Origin of the sequence: Planococcus maitriensis (assembly GCF_003289925.1) — a bacterium.
GTDB lineage: Bacteria > Bacillota > Bacilli > Bacillales_A > Planococcaceae > Planococcus > Planococcus maitriensis.
Genome location: NZ_QLZQ01000003.1, coordinates 229,988 through 247,571, shown reverse-complemented (window position 1 = coordinate 247,571; position 17,584 = coordinate 229,988). Strand labels below are relative to the sequence as shown.

Annotated in this window: 17 protein-coding genes; 6 read left to right on the top strand and 11 right to left on the bottom strand. The window is 50.9% G+C overall.

Annotation, left to right across the window (positions count from 1 at the left end):
- Positions 1-54: 54 nt before the first annotated feature.
- The 3 genes from DP119_RS09650 to desA form a co-directional block, all read right to left on the bottom strand.
- Entirely contained in the window at positions 55-645 is a 591-nt protein-coding gene (locus DP119_RS09650) for a response regulator transcription factor (protein ID WP_101189442.1), read from the bottom strand.
- Positions 642-1,781, bottom strand: a complete 1,140-nt coding sequence (locus DP119_RS09645; RefSeq protein ID WP_112232988.1) for a sensor histidine kinase — start codon at positions 1,779-1,781, stop codon at positions 642-644. Before DP119_RS09645 ends, DP119_RS09650 begins: the two co-directional genes overlap by 4 nt.
- A gap of 144 nt (positions 1,782-1,925) precedes the next feature.
- The gene (desA, locus tag DP119_RS09640; RefSeq protein ID WP_112232987.1) at positions 1,926-2,945 is read right to left on the bottom strand and encodes a Delta(5) desaturase DesA; all 1,020 of its coding nucleotides are present in this window, start codon (positions 2,943-2,945) and stop codon (positions 1,926-1,928) included.
- Positions 2,946-3,152: 207 nt separating this feature from the next.
- On the opposite strand from desA, the gene DP119_RS09635 reads away from it, so the two are divergent.
- Positions 3,153-3,404, top strand: a complete 252-nt coding sequence (locus DP119_RS09635; RefSeq protein WP_101189439.1) for a hypothetical protein — start codon at positions 3,153-3,155, stop codon at positions 3,402-3,404.
- Positions 3,405-3,447: 43 nt separating this feature from the next.
- Here DP119_RS09635 and cydC read toward each other — a convergent pair whose 3' ends face one another.
- The 5 genes from cydC to DP119_RS09610 all read right to left on the bottom strand — a co-directional run bounded on the left by cydC (position 3,448) and on the right by DP119_RS09610 (position 10,587).
- Positions 3,448-5,151 carry a thiol reductant ABC exporter subunit CydC gene (gene cydC, locus DP119_RS09630; RefSeq protein ID WP_112232986.1) on the bottom strand — a complete coding sequence of 568 codons (1,704 nt, stop codon included), beginning with the start codon at positions 5,149-5,151 and terminating at the stop codon, positions 3,448-3,450.
- Positions 5,139-6,869, bottom strand: a complete 1,731-nt coding sequence (gene cydD, locus DP119_RS09625; protein WP_112232985.1) for a thiol reductant ABC exporter subunit CydD — start codon at positions 6,867-6,869, stop codon at positions 5,139-5,141. The genes cydC and cydD overlap by 13 nt, the downstream gene beginning before the upstream one ends.
- Positions 6,870-7,322: 453 nt before the next feature.
- Positions 7,323-8,045: a ZIP family transporter gene (locus tag DP119_RS09620; protein ID WP_112232984.1), complete on the bottom strand. Its 723-nt coding sequence runs from the start codon at positions 8,043-8,045 to the stop codon at positions 7,323-7,325.
- A gap of 81 nt (positions 8,046-8,126) precedes the next feature.
- Positions 8,127-8,741 (bottom strand): NAD(P)H:quinone oxidoreductase, encoded by a 615-nt coding sequence (gene wrbA / locus DP119_RS09615; RefSeq protein WP_112232983.1) that lies wholly within the window; start codon positions 8,739-8,741, stop codon positions 8,127-8,129.
- 205 nt (positions 8,742-8,946) lie between these two features.
- Positions 8,947-10,587, bottom strand: coding sequence for an AMP-binding protein (locus DP119_RS09610; RefSeq protein ID WP_112232982.1), 1,641 nt, complete (start codon positions 10,585-10,587; stop codon positions 8,947-8,949).
- A gap of 150 nt (positions 10,588-10,737) precedes the next feature.
- Between DP119_RS09610 and DP119_RS09605 the strand changes: the two genes are divergently transcribed.
- A complete protein-coding gene (locus DP119_RS09605; protein ID WP_112232981.1) occupies positions 10,738-11,895 on the top strand; it encodes a class I SAM-dependent methyltransferase in 1,158 nt (385 codons plus the stop codon).
- Positions 11,892-12,146: a hypothetical protein gene (locus DP119_RS09600; RefSeq protein WP_068871904.1), complete on the top strand. Its 255-nt coding sequence runs from the start codon at positions 11,892-11,894 to the stop codon at positions 12,144-12,146. Before DP119_RS09605 ends, DP119_RS09600 begins: the two co-directional genes overlap by 4 nt.
- 813 nt (positions 12,147-12,959) lie before the next feature.
- On the opposite strand, the gene DP119_RS09595 is transcribed toward DP119_RS09600, so the two are convergent.
- On the bottom strand, positions 12,960-13,379 hold the full coding sequence (locus DP119_RS09595) for a hypothetical protein (RefSeq protein ID WP_112232980.1): 420 nt from the start codon (positions 13,377-13,379) through the stop codon (positions 12,960-12,962).
- Positions 13,380-13,525: 146 nt separating this feature from the next.
- Between DP119_RS09595 and DP119_RS09590 the strand changes: the two genes are divergently transcribed.
- Both DP119_RS09590 and DP119_RS09585 read left to right on the top strand, forming a co-directional pair.
- Positions 13,526-14,449 carry an ABC transporter ATP-binding protein gene (locus DP119_RS09590; RefSeq protein ID WP_112232979.1) on the top strand — a complete coding sequence of 308 codons (924 nt, stop codon included), beginning with the start codon at positions 13,526-13,528 and terminating at the stop codon, positions 14,447-14,449.
- Positions 14,427-15,368, top strand: a complete 942-nt coding sequence (locus tag DP119_RS09585; protein WP_112232978.1) for an ABC transporter permease — start codon at positions 14,427-14,429, stop codon at positions 15,366-15,368. Before DP119_RS09590 ends, DP119_RS09585 begins: the two co-directional genes overlap by 23 nt.
- 51 nt (positions 15,369-15,419) lie before the next feature.
- Here DP119_RS09585 and DP119_RS09580 read toward each other — a convergent pair whose 3' ends face one another.
- Positions 15,420-16,034 carry an NAD(P)-dependent oxidoreductase gene (locus DP119_RS09580; RefSeq protein WP_112232977.1) on the bottom strand — a complete coding sequence of 205 codons (615 nt, stop codon included), beginning with the start codon at positions 16,032-16,034 and terminating at the stop codon, positions 15,420-15,422.
- A 47-nt stretch (positions 16,035-16,081) separates the two neighbouring features.
- Complete coding sequence (nfsA, locus tag DP119_RS09575; protein ID WP_112232976.1) at positions 16,082-16,813, bottom strand: oxygen-insensitive NADPH nitroreductase; 732 nt, start codon at positions 16,811-16,813, stop codon at positions 16,082-16,084.
- A gap of 103 nt (positions 16,814-16,916) precedes the next feature.
- Here nfsA and DP119_RS09570 point away from each other — a divergent pair, with 103 nt between their 5' ends.
- A complete protein-coding gene (locus DP119_RS09570; protein WP_112232975.1) occupies positions 16,917-17,474 on the top strand; it encodes a M15 family metallopeptidase in 558 nt (185 codons plus the stop codon).
- Positions 17,475-17,584 lie beyond the last annotated feature (110 nt).

Sequence of the window (17,584 nt, the reverse complement as noted above, 5' to 3'; positions counted from 1 at the left end):
TCAAAACAACAGGGCAGGAAAAGCGGCCGCTTTTCCTGCCCTGTTTTCTCTTGTTCAGCTTTTTTCACGGTAGCGGGCAATGGCTTCAATCCGGTTGCTCGCCTCGAGTTTATCGAGAATGGTGGAAATGTAATTGCGCACAGTGCCTGTCGTAATAAACAACTCTTTGGCGATTTCTTTCGTGCTGCGGCCTTCGGTGATCAATTCCATCACTTGCCGCTCGCGTTCAGTCAGTGGATTGCTCCCTGCATAAGCGAGGTCGACAAGTTCCGGGGCATAGATCCGCCGGCCGTCCATGATAGTACGGATCGAGGTCCCCAGCTCTTCACTCGGGCTGTCTTTCAAGAGATACCCGCTGACACCGGCTTTCCTGGCCCGCTCGAAATAACCTGATCGGGCGAATGTCGTCAGGATGATGGTTTTGCACGAATGGTCTTTCAAGGCTTCTGCTGCGTCCAAGCCGCTCTTGACCGGCATTTCAATATCCATGATGCAGACGTCCGGATTCAGCTCCTCGACCAAGCGGATCGCTTCCTCTCCATTAGACGCCATGCCAACCACTTCTAAATCATCTTCCAGGTCCAGTAACGATCCAAGCGCCCCAAGCATCATGCGCTGGTCTTCCGCCAGTACAATTCGAATCATGAATTTCTCCCCTCCACATCTTGATAAAGAATGACATTCGGCACCCGGATATTCAAGGTCGTCCCGTCCATGACTTCCACATCGACTTGGCCATTGACAAACTCAAGCCGCTCCCGCATTCCAGCAAGCCCGTTGCCCTGGAGCATCGGATTGCCTTCCGGGAACCCGACACCGTCGTCCTGCACCTGCACGAGAATTTCGTTCGGCGTCTGCTTGATCAGCACGGTGCAACGGGAGGCTTCGCTATGCTTCACGACATTGGTGACCGCTTCCTTCAAACACATGCTCAGCACATGCTCCATCAACAGCGGCGTATTGTTGAGCTTGGCGTTGCCATAGAACACGAAATCGATATCCGCGGCTCTCAAAATCTGCTGGATGCGCAATAATTCGTCTTCGAGTTTCATCCCGCGCATATCCGTCACCAGTTCCCGCACTTCCTTCAAAGCAGTGCGCGCCGTCTGGCGGACATCCTGGATTTCAGCAGCCGCGCGTTCCGGGTCTTTATTGAGTAGTTTCCCGGCCAAATCACTTTTCAAGCCGATCAACGATAATTTCTGGCCGAGCGTATCGTGGAGATCGCGCGCTATCCGTTCCCGCTCCTCGATTAGCACAAGCTGCGAAATCCGTTTATTGGCATCTTCAAGCGCCCCCTCCAGCTTTTCGCGTTTGTGCCGGTTATAGGTGTTGAACGGCAGCAGGATGACACCAAGAACACTCAGGATGATGAACGGCAGTTGAGTGATATATAGATTAAAGTCGACAAGCAAACCGTAGATGATCGCGGCGATCGTCGTCCCGATATGCAGGCCGTAGATGATGAAAAAGCCGACTTTGCTGCGGATATTCCCAATGAAGAACGCCAGGAAAATCGCCAGGTAGACATAGCCGAATAAAAAGATCATCGCGATATTGATGATCATCTCGACACTTACCCATAAATACACAAGAAACGAATGTGAACTGAACGACAAACGGTAAGCGATGAAAAATGCCACCAACAGGATGATCCCTGCTGCGATTTCAGGCGAAGAAGACGAGCGAAAAATGAAAAAGAACGGCAAAATGCAAAAGATCGTCCATGCATAGATGCTGAGCCATGTATTGCGCGGAAAAATTTGATACCAGTTTTGCATAACTGCCTCCTAGGGTTTCTTTCCTCTTATCATACCAAAGCTCGCGGACAAAGAGAAAAACTCTGCGGCACTTGCGGATCTGAACCACGTTCCCAAAAGAAAGAACTGCCCTTTCCTCTGGATCGAGGCAAGAGCAGTTCCGCTTTATTGCTGTGCTGTTTCAGAGTTGCCAAGCAAATGCTTGATGTCGCCAAATGTCACGAAGGTCTTGTTCTCTTCGTCGTACACTTTGTACTTCAAGGATTTCAAGCTCGTCTTCAAGTTGACCGTCGTCGCTTTTTGAAGCGGCGGCGTGGAAACATGCGCTTTTTCCAAGTTGTAGTTCGGAACGCGCGGGCTCAAGTGATGGACGTGGTGGAAACCGATGTTGCCTGTCACCCATTGCAGCACTTTCGGCAATTCATAATAGGAGCTGCCTTCGATTGCCGCTTTCACGTAATCCCATTCGCTTTCGTCCTCAAAATAAGAATCTTCGAATGTGTGCTGGATATAGAACAACCAAATGCCCAGTGCGCCAGCCGTAAACATGATCGTGCCTTGGATCAGCACGAATGCCTGCCAGCCGATCGCCAAGATCATGATCGTGTAAAGGACCACTAGTGAAGCATTGATCAAGTACGTGTTGTTGCGTTCTTTCTTGCGTGCATCTTTACGGTTGAAGCGGCTGGAGATCAAGACCAGGAATAACGGCCCCAACCCGAACATTACGAGAGGGTTGCGGTACATGCGGTACTTGAAACGTTCCCATTTGGAAGCTTCCACATACTCGTCGATTGTCATGACCCAGATATCGCCGACTCCGCGCTTGTCGAGGTTACCGCTCGATGCGTGGTGGATTGCGTGCTCGCGTTTCCATTTTTCATAAGCGAAAAGCGTCAATATGCCGGTAATCGTTCCGACGACCGCATTCGCTTTTTTGTTTTTGAAGAACGACCCGTGTGTGCAGTCGTGGAAAATGATGAACATGCGAACGACAAATCCTGCAGCGATAATGGAAATCCCTACTGTCAGCCAAACGGAAACATCAAGGGCGAGATAGGCTAAAAACCAAAGAATGAAAAATGGGGGTATTGTGTTAATCATTTGTTGAACACTTGCTTTAACATCTGCTTTTTCGAAAGGGGCGACAAATTTACGTAATTGCGCTGTCTTTTCTTTGCTCATAGCTTGTCTTCCTCCTAGAATGGGCGTGCCCATCGGTTTACTTGTTAACTATCATATTACGCCGCTCTCCGCTTCTTCATAAGACATAAACGTCTGTTTATGAGCATGACACTTGTCATGGTTTTTGCTTTTCCATAACTTTCTAAAATCAAGAAAAACGTGTATACTGCTTTATATACAGAATAATCTGAATAGAGGTGAACATTCATGACAGGACTGGTAGCTGTCATCATGATCTTTTCCATTCCCCTCGTCGCTATCTGGACGGACTATTTGACCAAAAAGAAGAAAATGCACCAGCGTGCGTTGGAGACGGAAGTGGAACTCGAAAAGCTCAAGCATGACAATTACGTTATCGAAACGCAGAAGCTGCGGCTGGAACTTGAACAAATGAAACTCGACGACGCCTTGAAGCATCAACCACTCATAGCCGAACGGCAAAAAGACGCGTCTGCATAGACGCGTCTTTTTGCTTGCTGTGTTTTCGGCCAACCTAGACAGCTTAGACGAAAACTTGCTCTTCTATTTTCTTGAGGCCGTGGAAATAACCGCGGCGTTCCATTAATTCCCGGTAAGTGCCTTGTTCGATCAAGCGTCCGTTTTCCAACACCAGGATGCGGTCCATGTTTTCAAGCCCTGATAAATCGTGGCTGATGATGACGAACGTATCCTGTGGGTGACGGGTGAACAGCTCGCTGTAGATGGATTTGGCCGTTACGCCGTCGACCGATGAAAACGGTTCGTCCAGTAGCCATAGCCGTTCGCCTTTCAGAAACGCACGAGCCATCGCGAGACGCTGCTTTTCACCGCCGGATAAATTGCGTCCCTTTTCGTAAACCGGTGCAGACAGCTCCAAGTGCTCTAACCGTACGAGTTCGAGTGCTTTACGCAATTGTTCTGCGTCTGCCTGCTCATTCGCAATGCGCAAATTGCTCTCGATTGTCCCAGAAAAGAAGTGGTTCTCCTGAAGCACAATGTTCATGCGCTCCCATACGTTTTCGGGATGCATGCCGCTAAGCGCTTCATTTCCGAAACGGATTTCACCATCCCAGGGCACCGCTACTTTCAGCAATAGCTGCAATAAAGTCGACTTACCTGAGCCACTCGGGCCGACAATCGCCGTTTTGGATCCTTGCGGCAACTGGAAACTGACTTCATCGAGCGACAAGCGGCTGTCATTCGGATAACGATAGCTGAGGCGGTCGGCCTGAATATCCACCGGCCCCTCTGGCATCGTACCGGTGCTGTTGTCCGGCTCTTCATCCACCACCTCGTCAAGCCTGCGCGCAGCGATCCGGCTTTCTTCATAATACGCCGGAAGGGACGCAAGCGGGCCGACATTTTCAAATGCCCCAAGCGATACCATGACAAGCATCGCCAAATACAGACCGGACAATTCCCCGATGGACACGAAATACGCCCCAATTGCCAAAACGAAAAACGAAGCCAGAAAAGCCACAAGCGCGTTCACCGATTGGGCCCGGTTTTCCTCAAGCCCTTCGTTTTGCTGGGCAAGTTCGTAACGGTGCGCGGTTTCCTGCAATTCCGCGCTTTTTTGATCGAGCGCCAAATGGATTTTCAAATCCTTGAATCCGTAGAGAAATTCCGCCGATGCTGCGGCAAACTCTCCACGGGTTTCCCCTGTCGCATGTGTTTTCTTCCGTCTCCGGAGAGCGAAGAACGCCGGCAGGATGACGACCACGAAAATTGCGCCTGCCAAGACGATCAAGGCCATGGGCAGCGAATAAAACGAAGTGAAAAACACTGTGGCCAACAAGACCATGCCCACGACAATCGGCGGATACAATACGCGCAACAGGAAATTTTGCAAACTTTCCACGTCGCCGACGATGCGCGACAGCAGATCACCGCTCTGGTGGCGCTGGAATATCCCCGGCGCGAGCGGTGCCAGCCGCTCAAAGAAACCGCTGCGCAAATGGCCGAGCATCGTAAACGTCGCGCGGTGTGAAAACAGCCGTTCCGCGTAGCGGGTAATGGCTGCCGCAAAGCCGAATAATTTGAGCGATGCTGCCATCACGACCAAAGTCGTCATCTGGGCAGTCAAAGCCGCCTTGGAAATCAAATAGCCGCTCGCCCCAAGAAGCGCAACACCTGCAAGCCCCGCCAGAAAGCCGAATATTACGGCAAGGGCGACGTCGCGTTTTTCCTTCAGCGTCAGCCAAAAAACCGTTTTTAATTCACCCATGCCCGTTCGCCTCCTTGCTGCGCCTCAATCATGGAGCGGTACGGGCCGAAGCTGTCCATTAGCTCTTCATGCGTGCCGATGGCTTCCACTTTCCCCGCGTCCAAGACGATAATGCGTGATGCGTTCCGGATCGTATGCAGACGGTGTGCAATCGTGATAACGGTAGCTTCTTTCGACAGCTCTTCGATCGCACTTTGCAGCACTTGCTCTGTATGAAGGTCGAGCCCTGCCGTCGGTTCATCGAAAAACAATAACGACGGCTTCTTGAGAAATGCGCGCGCTAGCACGAGCCGTTGCTTTTCACCGCCGGACAATCCGCGCCCTGCTTCACCGATCACCGTTTCGAACCCTCCAGGAAGCGATTCGACCAATTCCAGGATGCCCGCTTTCTGTGCTGCCGCAATCAATTCTTGCGGCGCCACGGTCCGGTTCGCCCCAAGTTCGATATTTTCTTTAATTGTCCCTGCAAATAAATAAGGATCTTGTGTAATATAGCTCATTTGCCCGAACCATTCATCTTCGCTCACTCGTTCTTGCGGGAGTCCGTTAATCAGCAAGCGCCCGCTTGTGGCCGGCAATAATCCCGCTGCTACATTCATTAAGGTGCTTTTTCCGGAGCCACTTGCCCCGACCAGCGCGGTAGACGTTCCCGCTTCCAGCGTCAAACTTGCCGGTTCGAGTTGAAACCCTTCCCCGTACTGGAAGCCCACTTGCTCCAAAGCCAGCTCAATCGGTGCATCGACCGGGGATTCGCCCCACACGACCGGCTGATGGCCTTTCGCCAATTCTTCCGCCAGCAGCTCAGCAGAAGCCGCACTGCCCCTCGCCGTGTGAAAGGCGCTGCCGAACTCTTTCAATAGATTAAAGAAATCCGGCACGAGCAGCAGGACTAGGAACGCCGGGAAAAAGGTGATGCTGTCGAAGACGACGAGGCGCAAGCCGATTTCGAGTGCGACAATCCCGATGCTCAGCATGGAAATGTATTCGAGCGTCAAAGAAGACAGGAACGCCGATTTCAAGACGTCCATCGTCGAATCGCGGAACTTCAAGCTATTGTCGCGGATCGTGTCGCTCTGCCGCTTCGCTTGCCCATACAAGCGCAAAGTCGCCAAACCTTGCAGCACATCGAGGAAGGCTCCCGAAAAACCAGCCAATTGCTCGACTTTTTCATCCGCTTTCTGTTTCGTTCGCTTCCCGACAATCGCCATGAACAAAGGGATGAACGGTGCCGTGATCAAGATGATGAGCCCCGTTGTCCAGTTCAGGTAAAAAATCACGCCGAGCAGCATCAGCGGGATGGTGTAGCTTTGGATCATCTGCGGAATGTATTTGCTGAAATAACCATCCGTGTCGTCGACGGCTTCGAGCAGCAAGCCGACTTTCCGTCCCGACTGCCCCGCAATCGACCCCTGCAGCGGATTTTCCTTATATGAAGCGATCAGTTCCCGCCGCAAACGGCGTCTTGCTTCAACAGACAACGTGATGCCGAGCCGGCCGATTGCATAACTTGCACCAGCCCGCAGCAAAATGACCGCCAGCAAAGCGCCGAGTACAGGCAGCACTTCTTCAAAAGAAGCGGATTTCAGAAATACCGAATCAGCCACCCAGACAAAAAACAAAGCCTGCCCGACCATTGCGAGCCCCTTTGCCAATGAGGCTAGAAACAACAAGCGTATGCGGTTGTTCTGGCGGTAGGCCATTTGCTTCAAACTTCCCATTACCATCGCCCTTTCTTTCACTTACCCCTATTATAAAGGAGCATCAGGGAGAATCCTTTGGGGACGCACGCCCAGACCGCCATTTCCCGGGAAATTGTTACAAAACGGTTCACATTTCACAAAGAAAAGCCACGCAGCAAAGCTGCATGGCTTGGATAGCGAATCATCACCTATTTAAGGTTCTTTTCGGGGAGCCTGGAAAATGACAGCCTGTAACCACAGGGCATCATCGTGGATTTTCCTCTTTAATGGAGTATCCAGGCATTCTTTATATTCGGCCTTCAATTTCCGGAGTTCATATTCAAAAACCGCTTCTTCCTCTTTCGTGATCATGGCATAAACATCACCTTTCGATACCAACGCGAGGATTGCGCATGTGATTCATTACCTAACACTGTACCCGATATCCGAAAGCTTATTCATGTTTTTTTATAAATCGCATCATTTATTTACCTAAACGAACAATAACAGCACCGAATAGATGGACAGGCCTATTACAAAAGCACTTAAGCTGCTTTCCCGTTCCCCGGGCAGCTCTTCTTTCAATACGTTCAGAATCACCCCGCCCGCAATCAAGGCCATGAGAAACGCAATGATCAGTTCATGCACTTCCGTCACCCAGCCGATTCCCCACCCGGCCGCGATCGCCGCGGCGAGAAGCCACCTGCCGTAACGGTCATACTCGCCTTTATGCGCTTCCCGAAGGCCTTTATCATTGGTGATGAAATGGACGCCGAGCGCGACAAAAAATAACGCCATCCCTGCGGCACCTTCAAACTCTTCACGTATCATTAAATAGCCGATGATGCCATTGTACATGGCGAATGAGCCGATGTGGACCCAGAATACGCCCGTCGAGGATTTGCCTTCTGCTTCCCTGCGCTTCGAATTTTGCACCATTTGTTCCAAACCGTAAAAAAGGGCCAGCCCCGCCATGGCGGCGAGGTAGATATGGTTGCTTAGGAAAACTTCCCCGCTCCCCCCGAACTCTTCATGGACCTCTTTCTGGAATTCGCCTAATTCAGGCAATAGATGCAAGAAGACATAGGCAACGGAAACACCGCCCGCAATCGACAGGAACCGGCTGCGCGGCACGGCTTTCAGGAAATTCATGTTTTTCGAAAATAGATGGATCACTATAAATCCCATTACAAATAGCAAGCTAAGCCATTCCACGATATCCCTCCTGGACCAAAAAAGCAGACGGGCGCATTCGCCCATCTGCCAGCATTCGCCTTTTTGGCGTGTGATTTTCAGTTACCCGTTCAAGCCATTTTTAACCCATCCTGCAACTTGTACAGTGCGCTTGGCCTGGTGCTCAACCGCGCCTTGTACATCTTCGACCATATTGCCTTCCTGGTCGACCGAGACGCTTGTGCCGTAAGGGTTGCCGCCTGCTTTGAACAGTACTTCATCCGTGTAGCCAGGTGCCGCAATGATGGCCCCCCAATGATGCATCGTCGTGTAGACCGCAAGTACGGTCGCCTCTTGCCCTCCGTGCGGATTTTGTGCAGAAGACATGGCACTGACAACCTTATTCGCCAATTTGCCTTGCGCCCATAAGCCGCCTGTCGTATCAAAGAATTGCTGAACTTGTGAAGATACATGGCCGAAGCGGGTCGGCACGCTGAAGATGATGGCGTCTGCCCATTCGAGCAAGTCGTTGTCAGCTTCCGGTACATCCTGCGTCGCTTCATAATGTTCTTTCCAGGCAGGATTCGATTCAATCGCTGCCATCGGCGCATTCTCTTTCACTTTTGCGACTTTCACTTCCGCCCCTGCCTCTTTGGCAGCAGCTTCTGCCCATTGCGCCATCTGGTAATTGGTTCCTGTCGAGCTGTAATAAATGATCGCTAAGTTTACATTGCTCATTCCATAACCTCTCCTTTACGATTTGCTCCGTGGCTTCGGCAAAATATCCTGCATTCAAGATAACTTCTTTTATTACTGTGCCCTAATCAGGAAAACATTAAACTTTCTTTTCTGAAAATCCCTGTTTAATCACGGATGGCCAATTGATGATTCAGCATACATAAAAACCAGATGAAAAGATTTTCCATCTGGTTTCGCAGTTTGCTTAGTTAACTTTCTCCGCAATTTCTTCTGACATTTCACGAAGCTTGAATTTCTGGATCTTTCCGGAAGCGGTCATCGGGTATTCATCGATGAATTCAATATAACGCGGAATCTTGTGGTGTGCGATTTTTCCTTTGCAATATGCGCGCAATTCATCCGCATCAAGCTTTTCGCCGTCCTTCAAGATGACCCAAGCCATCAATTCCTCCCCATATTTCGAATCCGGCACGCCGACGACTTGCACGTCTTGGACGGATGGGTGCTGATAGAGGAATTCCTCGATTTCGCGCGGGTAAATATTCTCCCCGCCGCGGATGACCATGTCTTTGATGCGGCCCGTGATCGAGATATAGCCGTCTTCGTCTTCCACTGCGATATCGCCGGTATGGAGCCAGCCTTCTGGATCGATTGCTTCTTTCGTGGCCTCTTCGTTTTTGTAATAGCCTCTCATGATCAAATAGCCTCTCGTGCACAATTCACCCGGCATGCCTTTCACGACTTCTTCGCCGGTCGCCGGGTCGATGATCTTCACTTCGACGTCGTCGTGCGGCTTGCCGACCGTCGCGACGCGTTTTTCGATGGCGTCATCTTTTCCTGTCTGGGTGATGACCGGTGATGATTCCGTCTGGCCGTAAGCGATGGTGATCTCGCTTGCGCCCATATCGCTGATGACTTTCTTCATCACTTCGATCGGGCACGTCGAGCCGGCCATGATGCCTGTGCGCAAGGTCGACGTATCGAAGGAGCCGAATTCCGGATGGTTGAGTTCGGCGATGAACATCGTCGGCACGCCGTGGAGTGCGGTGCATTTCTCATCCTGTACCATCTGCAATACACGCTTCGGCTCGAACTGCTCCGCGATGACCATCGTCGTCCCGTGCGTCACTGCCGCAAGCGTCCCGAGCACGCAGCCGAAGCAATGGAAGAACGGCACCGGGATGCACAGGCGGTCGTTTTCGTCCAGGTTCATCATGTCCCCGACCAGGCGCCCGTTATTGACGACATTGCGATGCGTCAGCATGACGCCTTTCGGAAAGCCGGTCGTGCCGGATGTGTATTGGATATTAATGACGTCCTCCGGATCCATCGAAGCGAAGCGCTGTTCGAGCTGCCCATCCGATATCCCTTTAGCGAATGCTTCGAATTCACTCCATGTGTAGATGCCGGGATAGCTGTTTTCACTCATGACGATGACGCGCTTCAGATGCGGCAGTTTAGGCGAGTCGAGCCGCCCTTTTTCTGCATGTTCCAATTCCGGGCACACTTGCCTCAACACCTCGATATAATCCGTCCCCTTGAATCCTTCCCCCAGAATCAAGGTCGTCGAATCCGATTGCTTCAATAGATACTCGAGCTCACTCGCCTGGTAGCTCGTGTTGACAGTGACCAAGACGCCGCCCATCTTGCCCGTCGCGTATTGGCTGAGCAGCCACTCGCGCTTGTTGTCGGACCAGATGGCGATGTGTTCACCTTTTTCGATGCCCAGTCCCATGAACGCTTTCGCCAACTCATCGGTCTCCCGGTCGAATTCGGCATAGGTTTTGCGGGTGTTTCTTTCAGGATAGACGTACGCTTCCGTCTCCGGAAACTTTGTCGCCTGCTCCCGGACGATTTCCCCTACTGTTTGATTGAGAATTGCCATTTCTTTGTCCCCCTTATTGAAAACGGTTTCATCTATTTTATTATCGCAAAATTCCAAATAAAAGGAAAGCGCCTTTTCCAGCCCGTGAAGTCGCCCCCGGCTGCCAGCCATGCTAAAATAGGTCTATCATAAAGACGGAAGGGATTTTCCATGGAACTCCAAACTATGCACGCACAGCTCGCAGGAAAACTGCAAAGCCATGCACTCATCAATGCCACAATCAGCCAGCCGCGCCAAAAGTCGAATGAGCTGAAGCGCATCAAATTAAAACCGGTCGAATTGAAAGAAGGCTACCGCATCCAGTTCGAATATCAATATGAACAGATCCTGAAACACCAGAACCTGACAGTCGACCAGGCCGCTGCCGAACTCGAACAATTATTCACCGGCTTCCGCCAAGGCCTGTTCCAATTCACCAACGAAAAAATCCAGATCCAATTGACCAAGAAGTTCAAAGTCAGCTATAAATCAGAAGCCGACGCACGCGCTGCCGCCAACCTGTCCCATAACCGCAAGAAAGATTATTTACTGCAGGACGGCATCCCCTACCCGTTTCTTGTACGCCTCGGCGTCCAGTCACCGGATGGCAAAGTCAAAAAACAGAAATACGATAAATTCCGCCAGATCAACCGCTTTATCGAATTCATCGACGACGCGCTCGAGCATCTGCCGAAAGGCCGCCCGATCCGCATACTCGATTTCGGCTCGGGTAAATCCTATCTGACCTTCGCGCTGTACCATTATTTGCGTGTTGAAAAAGGCCTCGACTTGCGCGTCACCGGCCTCGACCTGAAAAAAAGCGTCATTGAGGAATGCCAGCAAATCGCCCAAGACCTCGACTACCGGCAGCTGGAATTCCTCGTCGGCGACATCAACGATTACGACCAAGACACAGCCGTCGATATGGTCGTCACGCTGCATGCATGCGACGTAGCGACCGATATGGCGCTCGCCCGTGCCGTCAAATGGAACGCCGGTGTCATCTTGAGCGTGCCGTGCTGCCAGCACGAGCTCAACAGCCAAATCCAATCATCTCCGCTCGATGTCATGCTGCAGCACGGCCTGATCAAGGAACGCTTCAGCGCGCTCGCGACCGATTCAATCCGGGCGGAACTATTATCTTTGGTCGGCTACGAAACCCAATTGATGGAGTTCATCGATATGGAGCATACGCCAAAGAACATTTTGATCCGCGCTTACCGCACGAACAAAAAACCGGCAGCAGGGCAATTGGACCGCTACCGGGAATTCACCAAGCTATTGAACGCCAAGCCATTTCTTGAAAACGAATTGAAGGAGCTCCTATGAAACGAAAAAATTTAGTCAACGGCATGATCCTTGCTTTCTCGGTCATCTTTATCCGTTTTATCGACGTGCGTATCTACGATATGCCGCTCGTCTTGACCCTGGCATTATTGATGGTGCTGATCTACGGTGGCATCCGCCTGGTCGAACGCTTCCCGGCGCTTGATGAACCCGTCAGCAAACGGACATCGCTGATCACCAACACCTTGGTCATTGTCACCATTTTCCTGGCATTCTTCGTGCTTGGGCTCTAACTTCAGATATGTGCGGAAGGAACCAATGCCGGGCATTGGTTCCTTTTTTCGCTTTAGTAGTGAGAGAATCGCTTTCCGGTTTGAGTACATATGAAGATAGCGAGGGTTTGCGTGTCGAAGTGTTTCTGCATTCGATTCGGGCTTCATCTGCTAGTCGCCACCCTGCTTTGGGTTGGCCTTTGGCAATAAGCCAATGAATTGGCGAAAGGAAGTTGAGCCGATTCATTTGCGACGCATCTGCTTGTAGATGTGGGAGCAGGGGTTCGACCTGATGCTTGAATAAAACTTTTATCTTATTGCGGCGGCTCACCCCTTTACGCTTGGCGGCTGAGAGATTTCACTGATTTGGGTTCGTTTAATCAGATCTGCTTCTGTACGAGTTGCCGGCTAGCGGGGGAATCGCTTCCTGGGATGCAGCACCTGACATATTATAGCTTGAGTCGAAAATCTTGTTGATTGAACAGAAATAATCAGACTCTCTGCATCAAAGATGATTTAAACTGCAAAACATGAAGCATTTCTACATTTTCTGTCGAGTGAACAGGAAAAAATTCCTTCCACTCTAAAACTAGAGATGGAGTGGAAGGGGGCTAACGCCTATGGGACCGCGCGGGCTGGCGAGACAAACGTGCCGCGCTTTTGGGCACGTTGGCTCAACACCCGCCCCACGGCAAGCAGCCCCCTGCAACGAAGTCGAAAAGCGGAAGCTTTTCCGCTCTACTGACCCGAATCTTGTTCCATTGCGCAGTTATTATTACCAACTATTTTTCACACAAAAAGCCGCTTCTTTTTCAAGAAGCGGCTTTCCAATATTCAAGGTGTGTTGTCGTTCGGCTTTTCATCCGCCTGTTCTTTGACGACTGACTCAATATAGGTCTTCACCGGCTCGAGCGTCAGTTCCAGGTGGCTGGTCTCCAGATGCTTCGCCAAATAATCGAGCTGGTGGTCCTCTACCGCATCCGACTGCAGATTGAGGACATCATTGATATAAAGCATGCCTTCGTTCGTCGCCATCGGTGAATCGACACCGTCTTCATTCCTTTCCTCGACGGTCTCCAAGCCATGGACCAACCCTTGTTCTTTCAATTCACCCATCGCCTTTTTGTATTGCTCTTCCCCGATGCCTTGTGACAAGCGGCGGTCGAGCTCCCGGATTTCCTCCAAGGATGCGCCTTTATAATACTGGGCATAATACGCCATGAGCACTTGTTCTTGTTCCTGCAATTCTTTCATAAGGCCAAACCCTCCATGTATTCGTTGTTAATTGGTTTATTCCCGCTGAGGCGATAGTTAAGCCTGCCGGATTTCCAGAAAACTGAAACTTTCGGGGAAATGAATCGTTAGTACTGAAGGAAGCAAAACGAAAAGAGGTGGCTCATATGAGCAATGAAAAAATTGTTGAGATCCGCAAGCTCTCAAAGACGATCGGCAACAAGCAGATCATCAAAAACTTGAACTTGGATCTCCATAAAGGGGAAATTACCGGGTTTCTCGGGCCGAACGGGGCAGGCAAGACGACGACAATCCGGATGATGGTCGGATTGATGAAGCCGACTTCAGGCGATATCCTGATCAGCGGCAAATCGATTCGCACCGACTTTGAGGATAGCATCGAAAAAGTGGGCGTCATCGTCGAAAATCCGGAGATGTACAAATTCATGTCCGGTTATAAAAACCTGGTACATTTCGCGCGCATGCATAAAGGCGTAACGAAAGCCCGCATCGACGAAGTGATCCAGCAAGTCGGCATGCAAAACCGCATCAAGGAAAAAGTCGGGTCGTATTCACTCGGCATGCGCCAGCGCCTTGGGCTCGCCCAGGCACTCCTCAACAATCCGGAGTTTTTGATTCTGGATGAGCCGACAAACGGCCTGGACCCCGCAGGCATCCGTGAATTCCGCATGTATTTGCGTAAAGTGGCACGCGAGAACGATGTCGCTATTTTCGTCTCGAGCCATCTATTGTCGGAAATCGAATTACTATGCGACCGCATCGCCATCATCCAGAATGGCGAATTGATCGACATCAAGAATGTCAACGAACACCAGCAATCCCGTTATTACATAGAAGCTAAACCTTCCGCCCAGGCAAAACAAGTGCTCGAGGAAATCGGCTTCACCGTGCAACCGCATGAAAACGGCTATCTGATCGATACAGAACCGGAGCATATCCCGGGCGCCATCAAACTGCTCACTGCTGCGGGCGTCGATTTGTACGTGGTCCAGCCGCACCGCACGACCTTAGAAGATCAATTCCTTGAAATGACTGGAGGCGGCGAAATTGCTCAAGCTCATACAAAATGAATGGATGAAATTATGGAGTAAGAAAGCGTCCTGGATCATGGCAGGCCTGCTGATCGCCATCTTGTTCGCCAATGCCGGCATCACCAAATGGATCGGATCCACCTCTCCTGCACCCGAAACAGAATGGCAGGAAATGGAAACTATGAACTTAGCCTCGGCTGAAGATCAATTGCAAAATCCGGACATCGGCCCTGCCCAGCAAGACTATTATGAGGGCCAGGCCGCTATCGCAGAATACCGATTGGCGAATGATGCCGCACCTTTCAAAACCGAGAGCCTGCAGCAGCAGTTGCTGGACGGCCATATGATGCTGTCGCTCGTAACGCTGTTCACGGTCATCGTCGGCGCTGGCATCGTTGCTTCCGAATTTTCACAAGGGACGATCAAGATGCTGTTGACGCGCCCGGTTAAAAGATGGAAGATCCTTACGTCCAAATACATTACGACCATGTTGTTTGCCTTATTGTTTGTCATCCTTACTTTTGGATCGATCGCTTTATTCAGCTGGATTTTCTTCGGGGTTGGAGACGGCGCATTCCTGGTGTGGAACGGATCGGAAGTCGTGGAAGGTTCCTACTGGGTTGAAGCATTGAAACTATCCGTGCTTAGCTTGGCGAGCACATGGATGATCGGCACGTTCGCTTTCATGCTCGGGACGGTTTTCCGCTCCAGTTCGCTTGCGATCGGCGTGTCGATTTTCCTGATGTTCGTCGGTGTGCAACTCGTCTTCCTGTTGCAGCGTTTTGAGATCGTCAAATATTATTTGTTTACACATACCGACCTGACTCAATTCTACACAGGCTTCATGCCCATCCCAGACATCACGATGGCCATGTCGCTCACCGTTTTGACTGTCTATTTCCTGGTCTTCATGGTGATCAGTTATTGGACATTCTCTAAACGCGATGTTACTGCCTGACGCATGCAAAAAAACCCCTTGAACTTTTCACAGTTCAAGGGGTTTTGTCATTCAATAGGCAATGCCGACACGGCTTTTCAGGAAATCGTCCGAATCCAATTGCTCGTATGCGAACAATGCGGTATCGCCAGCCGTGATTTCCTTGCCATCTTCAGGCAAGTAATTTTCCTCAAAGCGGAAATAGCCTTTCGGTTCGCCGTCCGGCAAATATGTCGGGCAGACGATCGTCCAGTCCAAATCACTTTGTTCCAATGACTTATAGGCTTTTTCATGTTCTTCCGCCGCAAAGGTCAATTGGCGCTTCGAATCACCGCCCTCATAACGCAGCAGGCCGGGACTCAGGCGGCTGTTCAAAATGCCGGCGGTCCCGATGGTGATGATGCGTTGTATGCCTTCCGCTTCCATCGCTTTCACGATCAGCGGTGTCGCATCCGATAAAGTGGTCGTGCGGTCGGTGCCGATTGCGCTGAGTACGGCATCCGCCCCTTGCAATGTCCGGCGGATATCCTCTTCATTGCGGACATTTCCGACGATCATATCCAGGTTCGGATGGGGCTCAAGGTCCGCTCTCCGGACAAGCGCTTTCACTTCGTGCCCATCACGAAGCGCCATTTTCAGGATGTATCTCCCGACTCTTCCCGTCGCTCCAAATAAAGCAATTTTCATCGTTCATCACCCTCCTCGATAATTACAGTTAGCTATAGATGCCGCTTTTACTTGAACAGATAACCACGCTTAGCCAATACGTCCTTCAGGTCCGGGCGATGTGGCTTTTTCAGGAAGGTCGCCATCTGTTCACTCCATTTTGCGGTTTTTTGGTTGTTTGAGCGCGCCGCGTAATAAGCCATGATCGTCTCGTCATAGGCAGGTAAAATCTCTTCATATTTCGCTTCGTCGTACTCATTTTCATGAAGCACCGCTTCTACAGGAAGGCGCGGCTTCACTTCATTGGCTTCTTTCGGCACGCCGACCGTCAAGCCGTACACCGGGAAAACGCCTTCAGGCAACCCGGCAAGTTTACTGATCTCTTCCATATTATTGCGCACCCCACCGATATAGCAGATGCCATAGCCTTTGGATTCCGCCGCAAGCGCCAAGTTCTGCGCGAGCAAACCGACGTCGGTGACCGCAACCAACAAGTTCTCTGCCTGGTCGAAGACAATATCTTCCCCTTGCAGTTTCGCAGCATGCCCCAACCGATTGTAGTCGGCACACATCAAGAACACGGCGCCTGCCCCTTCTATCTGTTTCGGGTTTTTGGACAGCTCGCCGAGGCGTTTACGCTTATCTTCATCCGTTACCCATACAATTGAATAGGCTTGCACAAAATGAGATGTCGCCGCATGCTGGGCCGCTTCGACCAATTCATGGACTTGCGCGCGCGTCAATTGCTGGTCTTTGTAATCGCGGACCGAAGCATGTGATTTCATTAATTCGATGACCATTATGTATCCCTCCAAAGAATCTATTTCCCCTATCGTACCAAAAACTCCTGCCGGATACTTGCTTAAGGTTTTTTGCTACAATCAATACACGAGGTGAAACTACTTGAAAACATTCCGCACCGCCTTTTCATTGCTGTTCCTTTTTATCTTAGGTGCATTTTTGTTCATTTGGATCGAACGGGAAATCGAAGAGCGCAACGAACGCGCTGAACGGCCGCTCCCCACGGGTCTCCATCCTATCGTCGAATCCAAACGTGACCAGTTGATCGCGCAGTCCGAGGAAATCGGCATCGAGGTCCTCATCACCGACGGATTCCGTTCCGTCGAAGAGCAAAACCGAATCCATGCGCAAGGCCGTTCACAAGGCGGCAGTATCGTCACCCATGCAGAAGGCGGCGGGTCCTACCATAATTATGGGCTGGCCATCGATTTTGCGCTGCGCTTGCCTGATGGGTCAGTCGTTTGGGACATCGAACGCGACGGCAACGGAAATGGCCGTCCCGATTGGTTCGAAGTAGCGGACATCGCCAAAGAGCTCGGCTTTGAATGGGGCGGGGATTGGGTGCGCTTCAAGGATTATCCCCATTTTCAGATGGATTTCGGCTTGTCGATTCGCCAGCTGAAGGATGGCTACCGCCCTGAAGATGCCGTGGCCGATTAAGCTCTATGCAAGCGCTTGAATCGCTTCATTCCGAAAGTAGCCAAGGAATTCCCATAGAGCAAGACTAAAGAACCGGAATTCGGGTAGTATCATTATATAGAGATAGAAAC

Bases quoted from the DNA above. Each gene is read 5' to 3' on its own strand.
- DP119_RS09650 (WP_101189442.1), bottom strand. From the start codon at position 645: ATGATTCGAATTGTACTGGCGGAAGACCAGCGCATGATGCTTGGGGCG.
- DP119_RS09645 (WP_112232988.1), bottom strand. From the start codon at position 1,781: ATGCAAAACTGGTATCAAATTTTTCCGCGCAATACATGGCTCAGCATC.
- desA (WP_112232987.1), bottom strand. From the start codon at position 2,945: ATGAGCAAAGAAAAGACAGCGCAATTACGTAAATTTGTCGCCCCTTTC.
- DP119_RS09635 (WP_101189439.1), top strand. From the start codon at position 3,153: ATGACAGGACTGGTAGCTGTCATCATGATCTTTTCCATTCCCCTCGTC.
- cydC (WP_112232986.1), bottom strand. From the start codon at position 5,151: ATGGGTGAATTAAAAACGGTTTTTTGGCTGACGCTGAAGGAAAAACGC.
- cydD (WP_112232985.1), bottom strand. From the start codon at position 6,869: ATGGGAAGTTTGAAGCAAATGGCCTACCGCCAGAACAACCGCATACGC.
- wrbA (WP_112232983.1), bottom strand. From the start codon at position 8,741: ATGAGCAATGTAAACTTAGCGATCATTTATTACAGCTCGACAGGAACC.
- DP119_RS09610 (WP_112232982.1), bottom strand. From the start codon at position 10,587: ATGGCAATTCTCAATCAAACAGTAGGGGAAATCGTCCGGGAGCAGGCG.
- DP119_RS09605 (WP_112232981.1), top strand. From the start codon at position 10,738: ATGGAACTCCAAACTATGCACGCACAGCTCGCAGGAAAACTGCAAAGC.
- DP119_RS09600 (WP_068871904.1), top strand. From the start codon at position 11,892: ATGAAACGAAAAAATTTAGTCAACGGCATGATCCTTGCTTTCTCGGTC.
- DP119_RS09595 (WP_112232980.1), bottom strand. From the start codon at position 13,379: ATGAAAGAATTGCAGGAACAAGAACAAGTGCTCATGGCGTATTATGCC.
- DP119_RS09590 (WP_112232979.1), top strand. From the start codon at position 13,526: ATGAGCAATGAAAAAATTGTTGAGATCCGCAAGCTCTCAAAGACGATC.
- DP119_RS09580 (WP_112232977.1), bottom strand. From the start codon at position 16,034: ATGAAAATTGCTTTATTTGGAGCGACGGGAAGAGTCGGGAGATACATC.
- nfsA (WP_112232976.1), bottom strand. From the start codon at position 16,813: ATGGTCATCGAATTAATGAAATCACATGCTTCGGTCCGCGATTACAAA.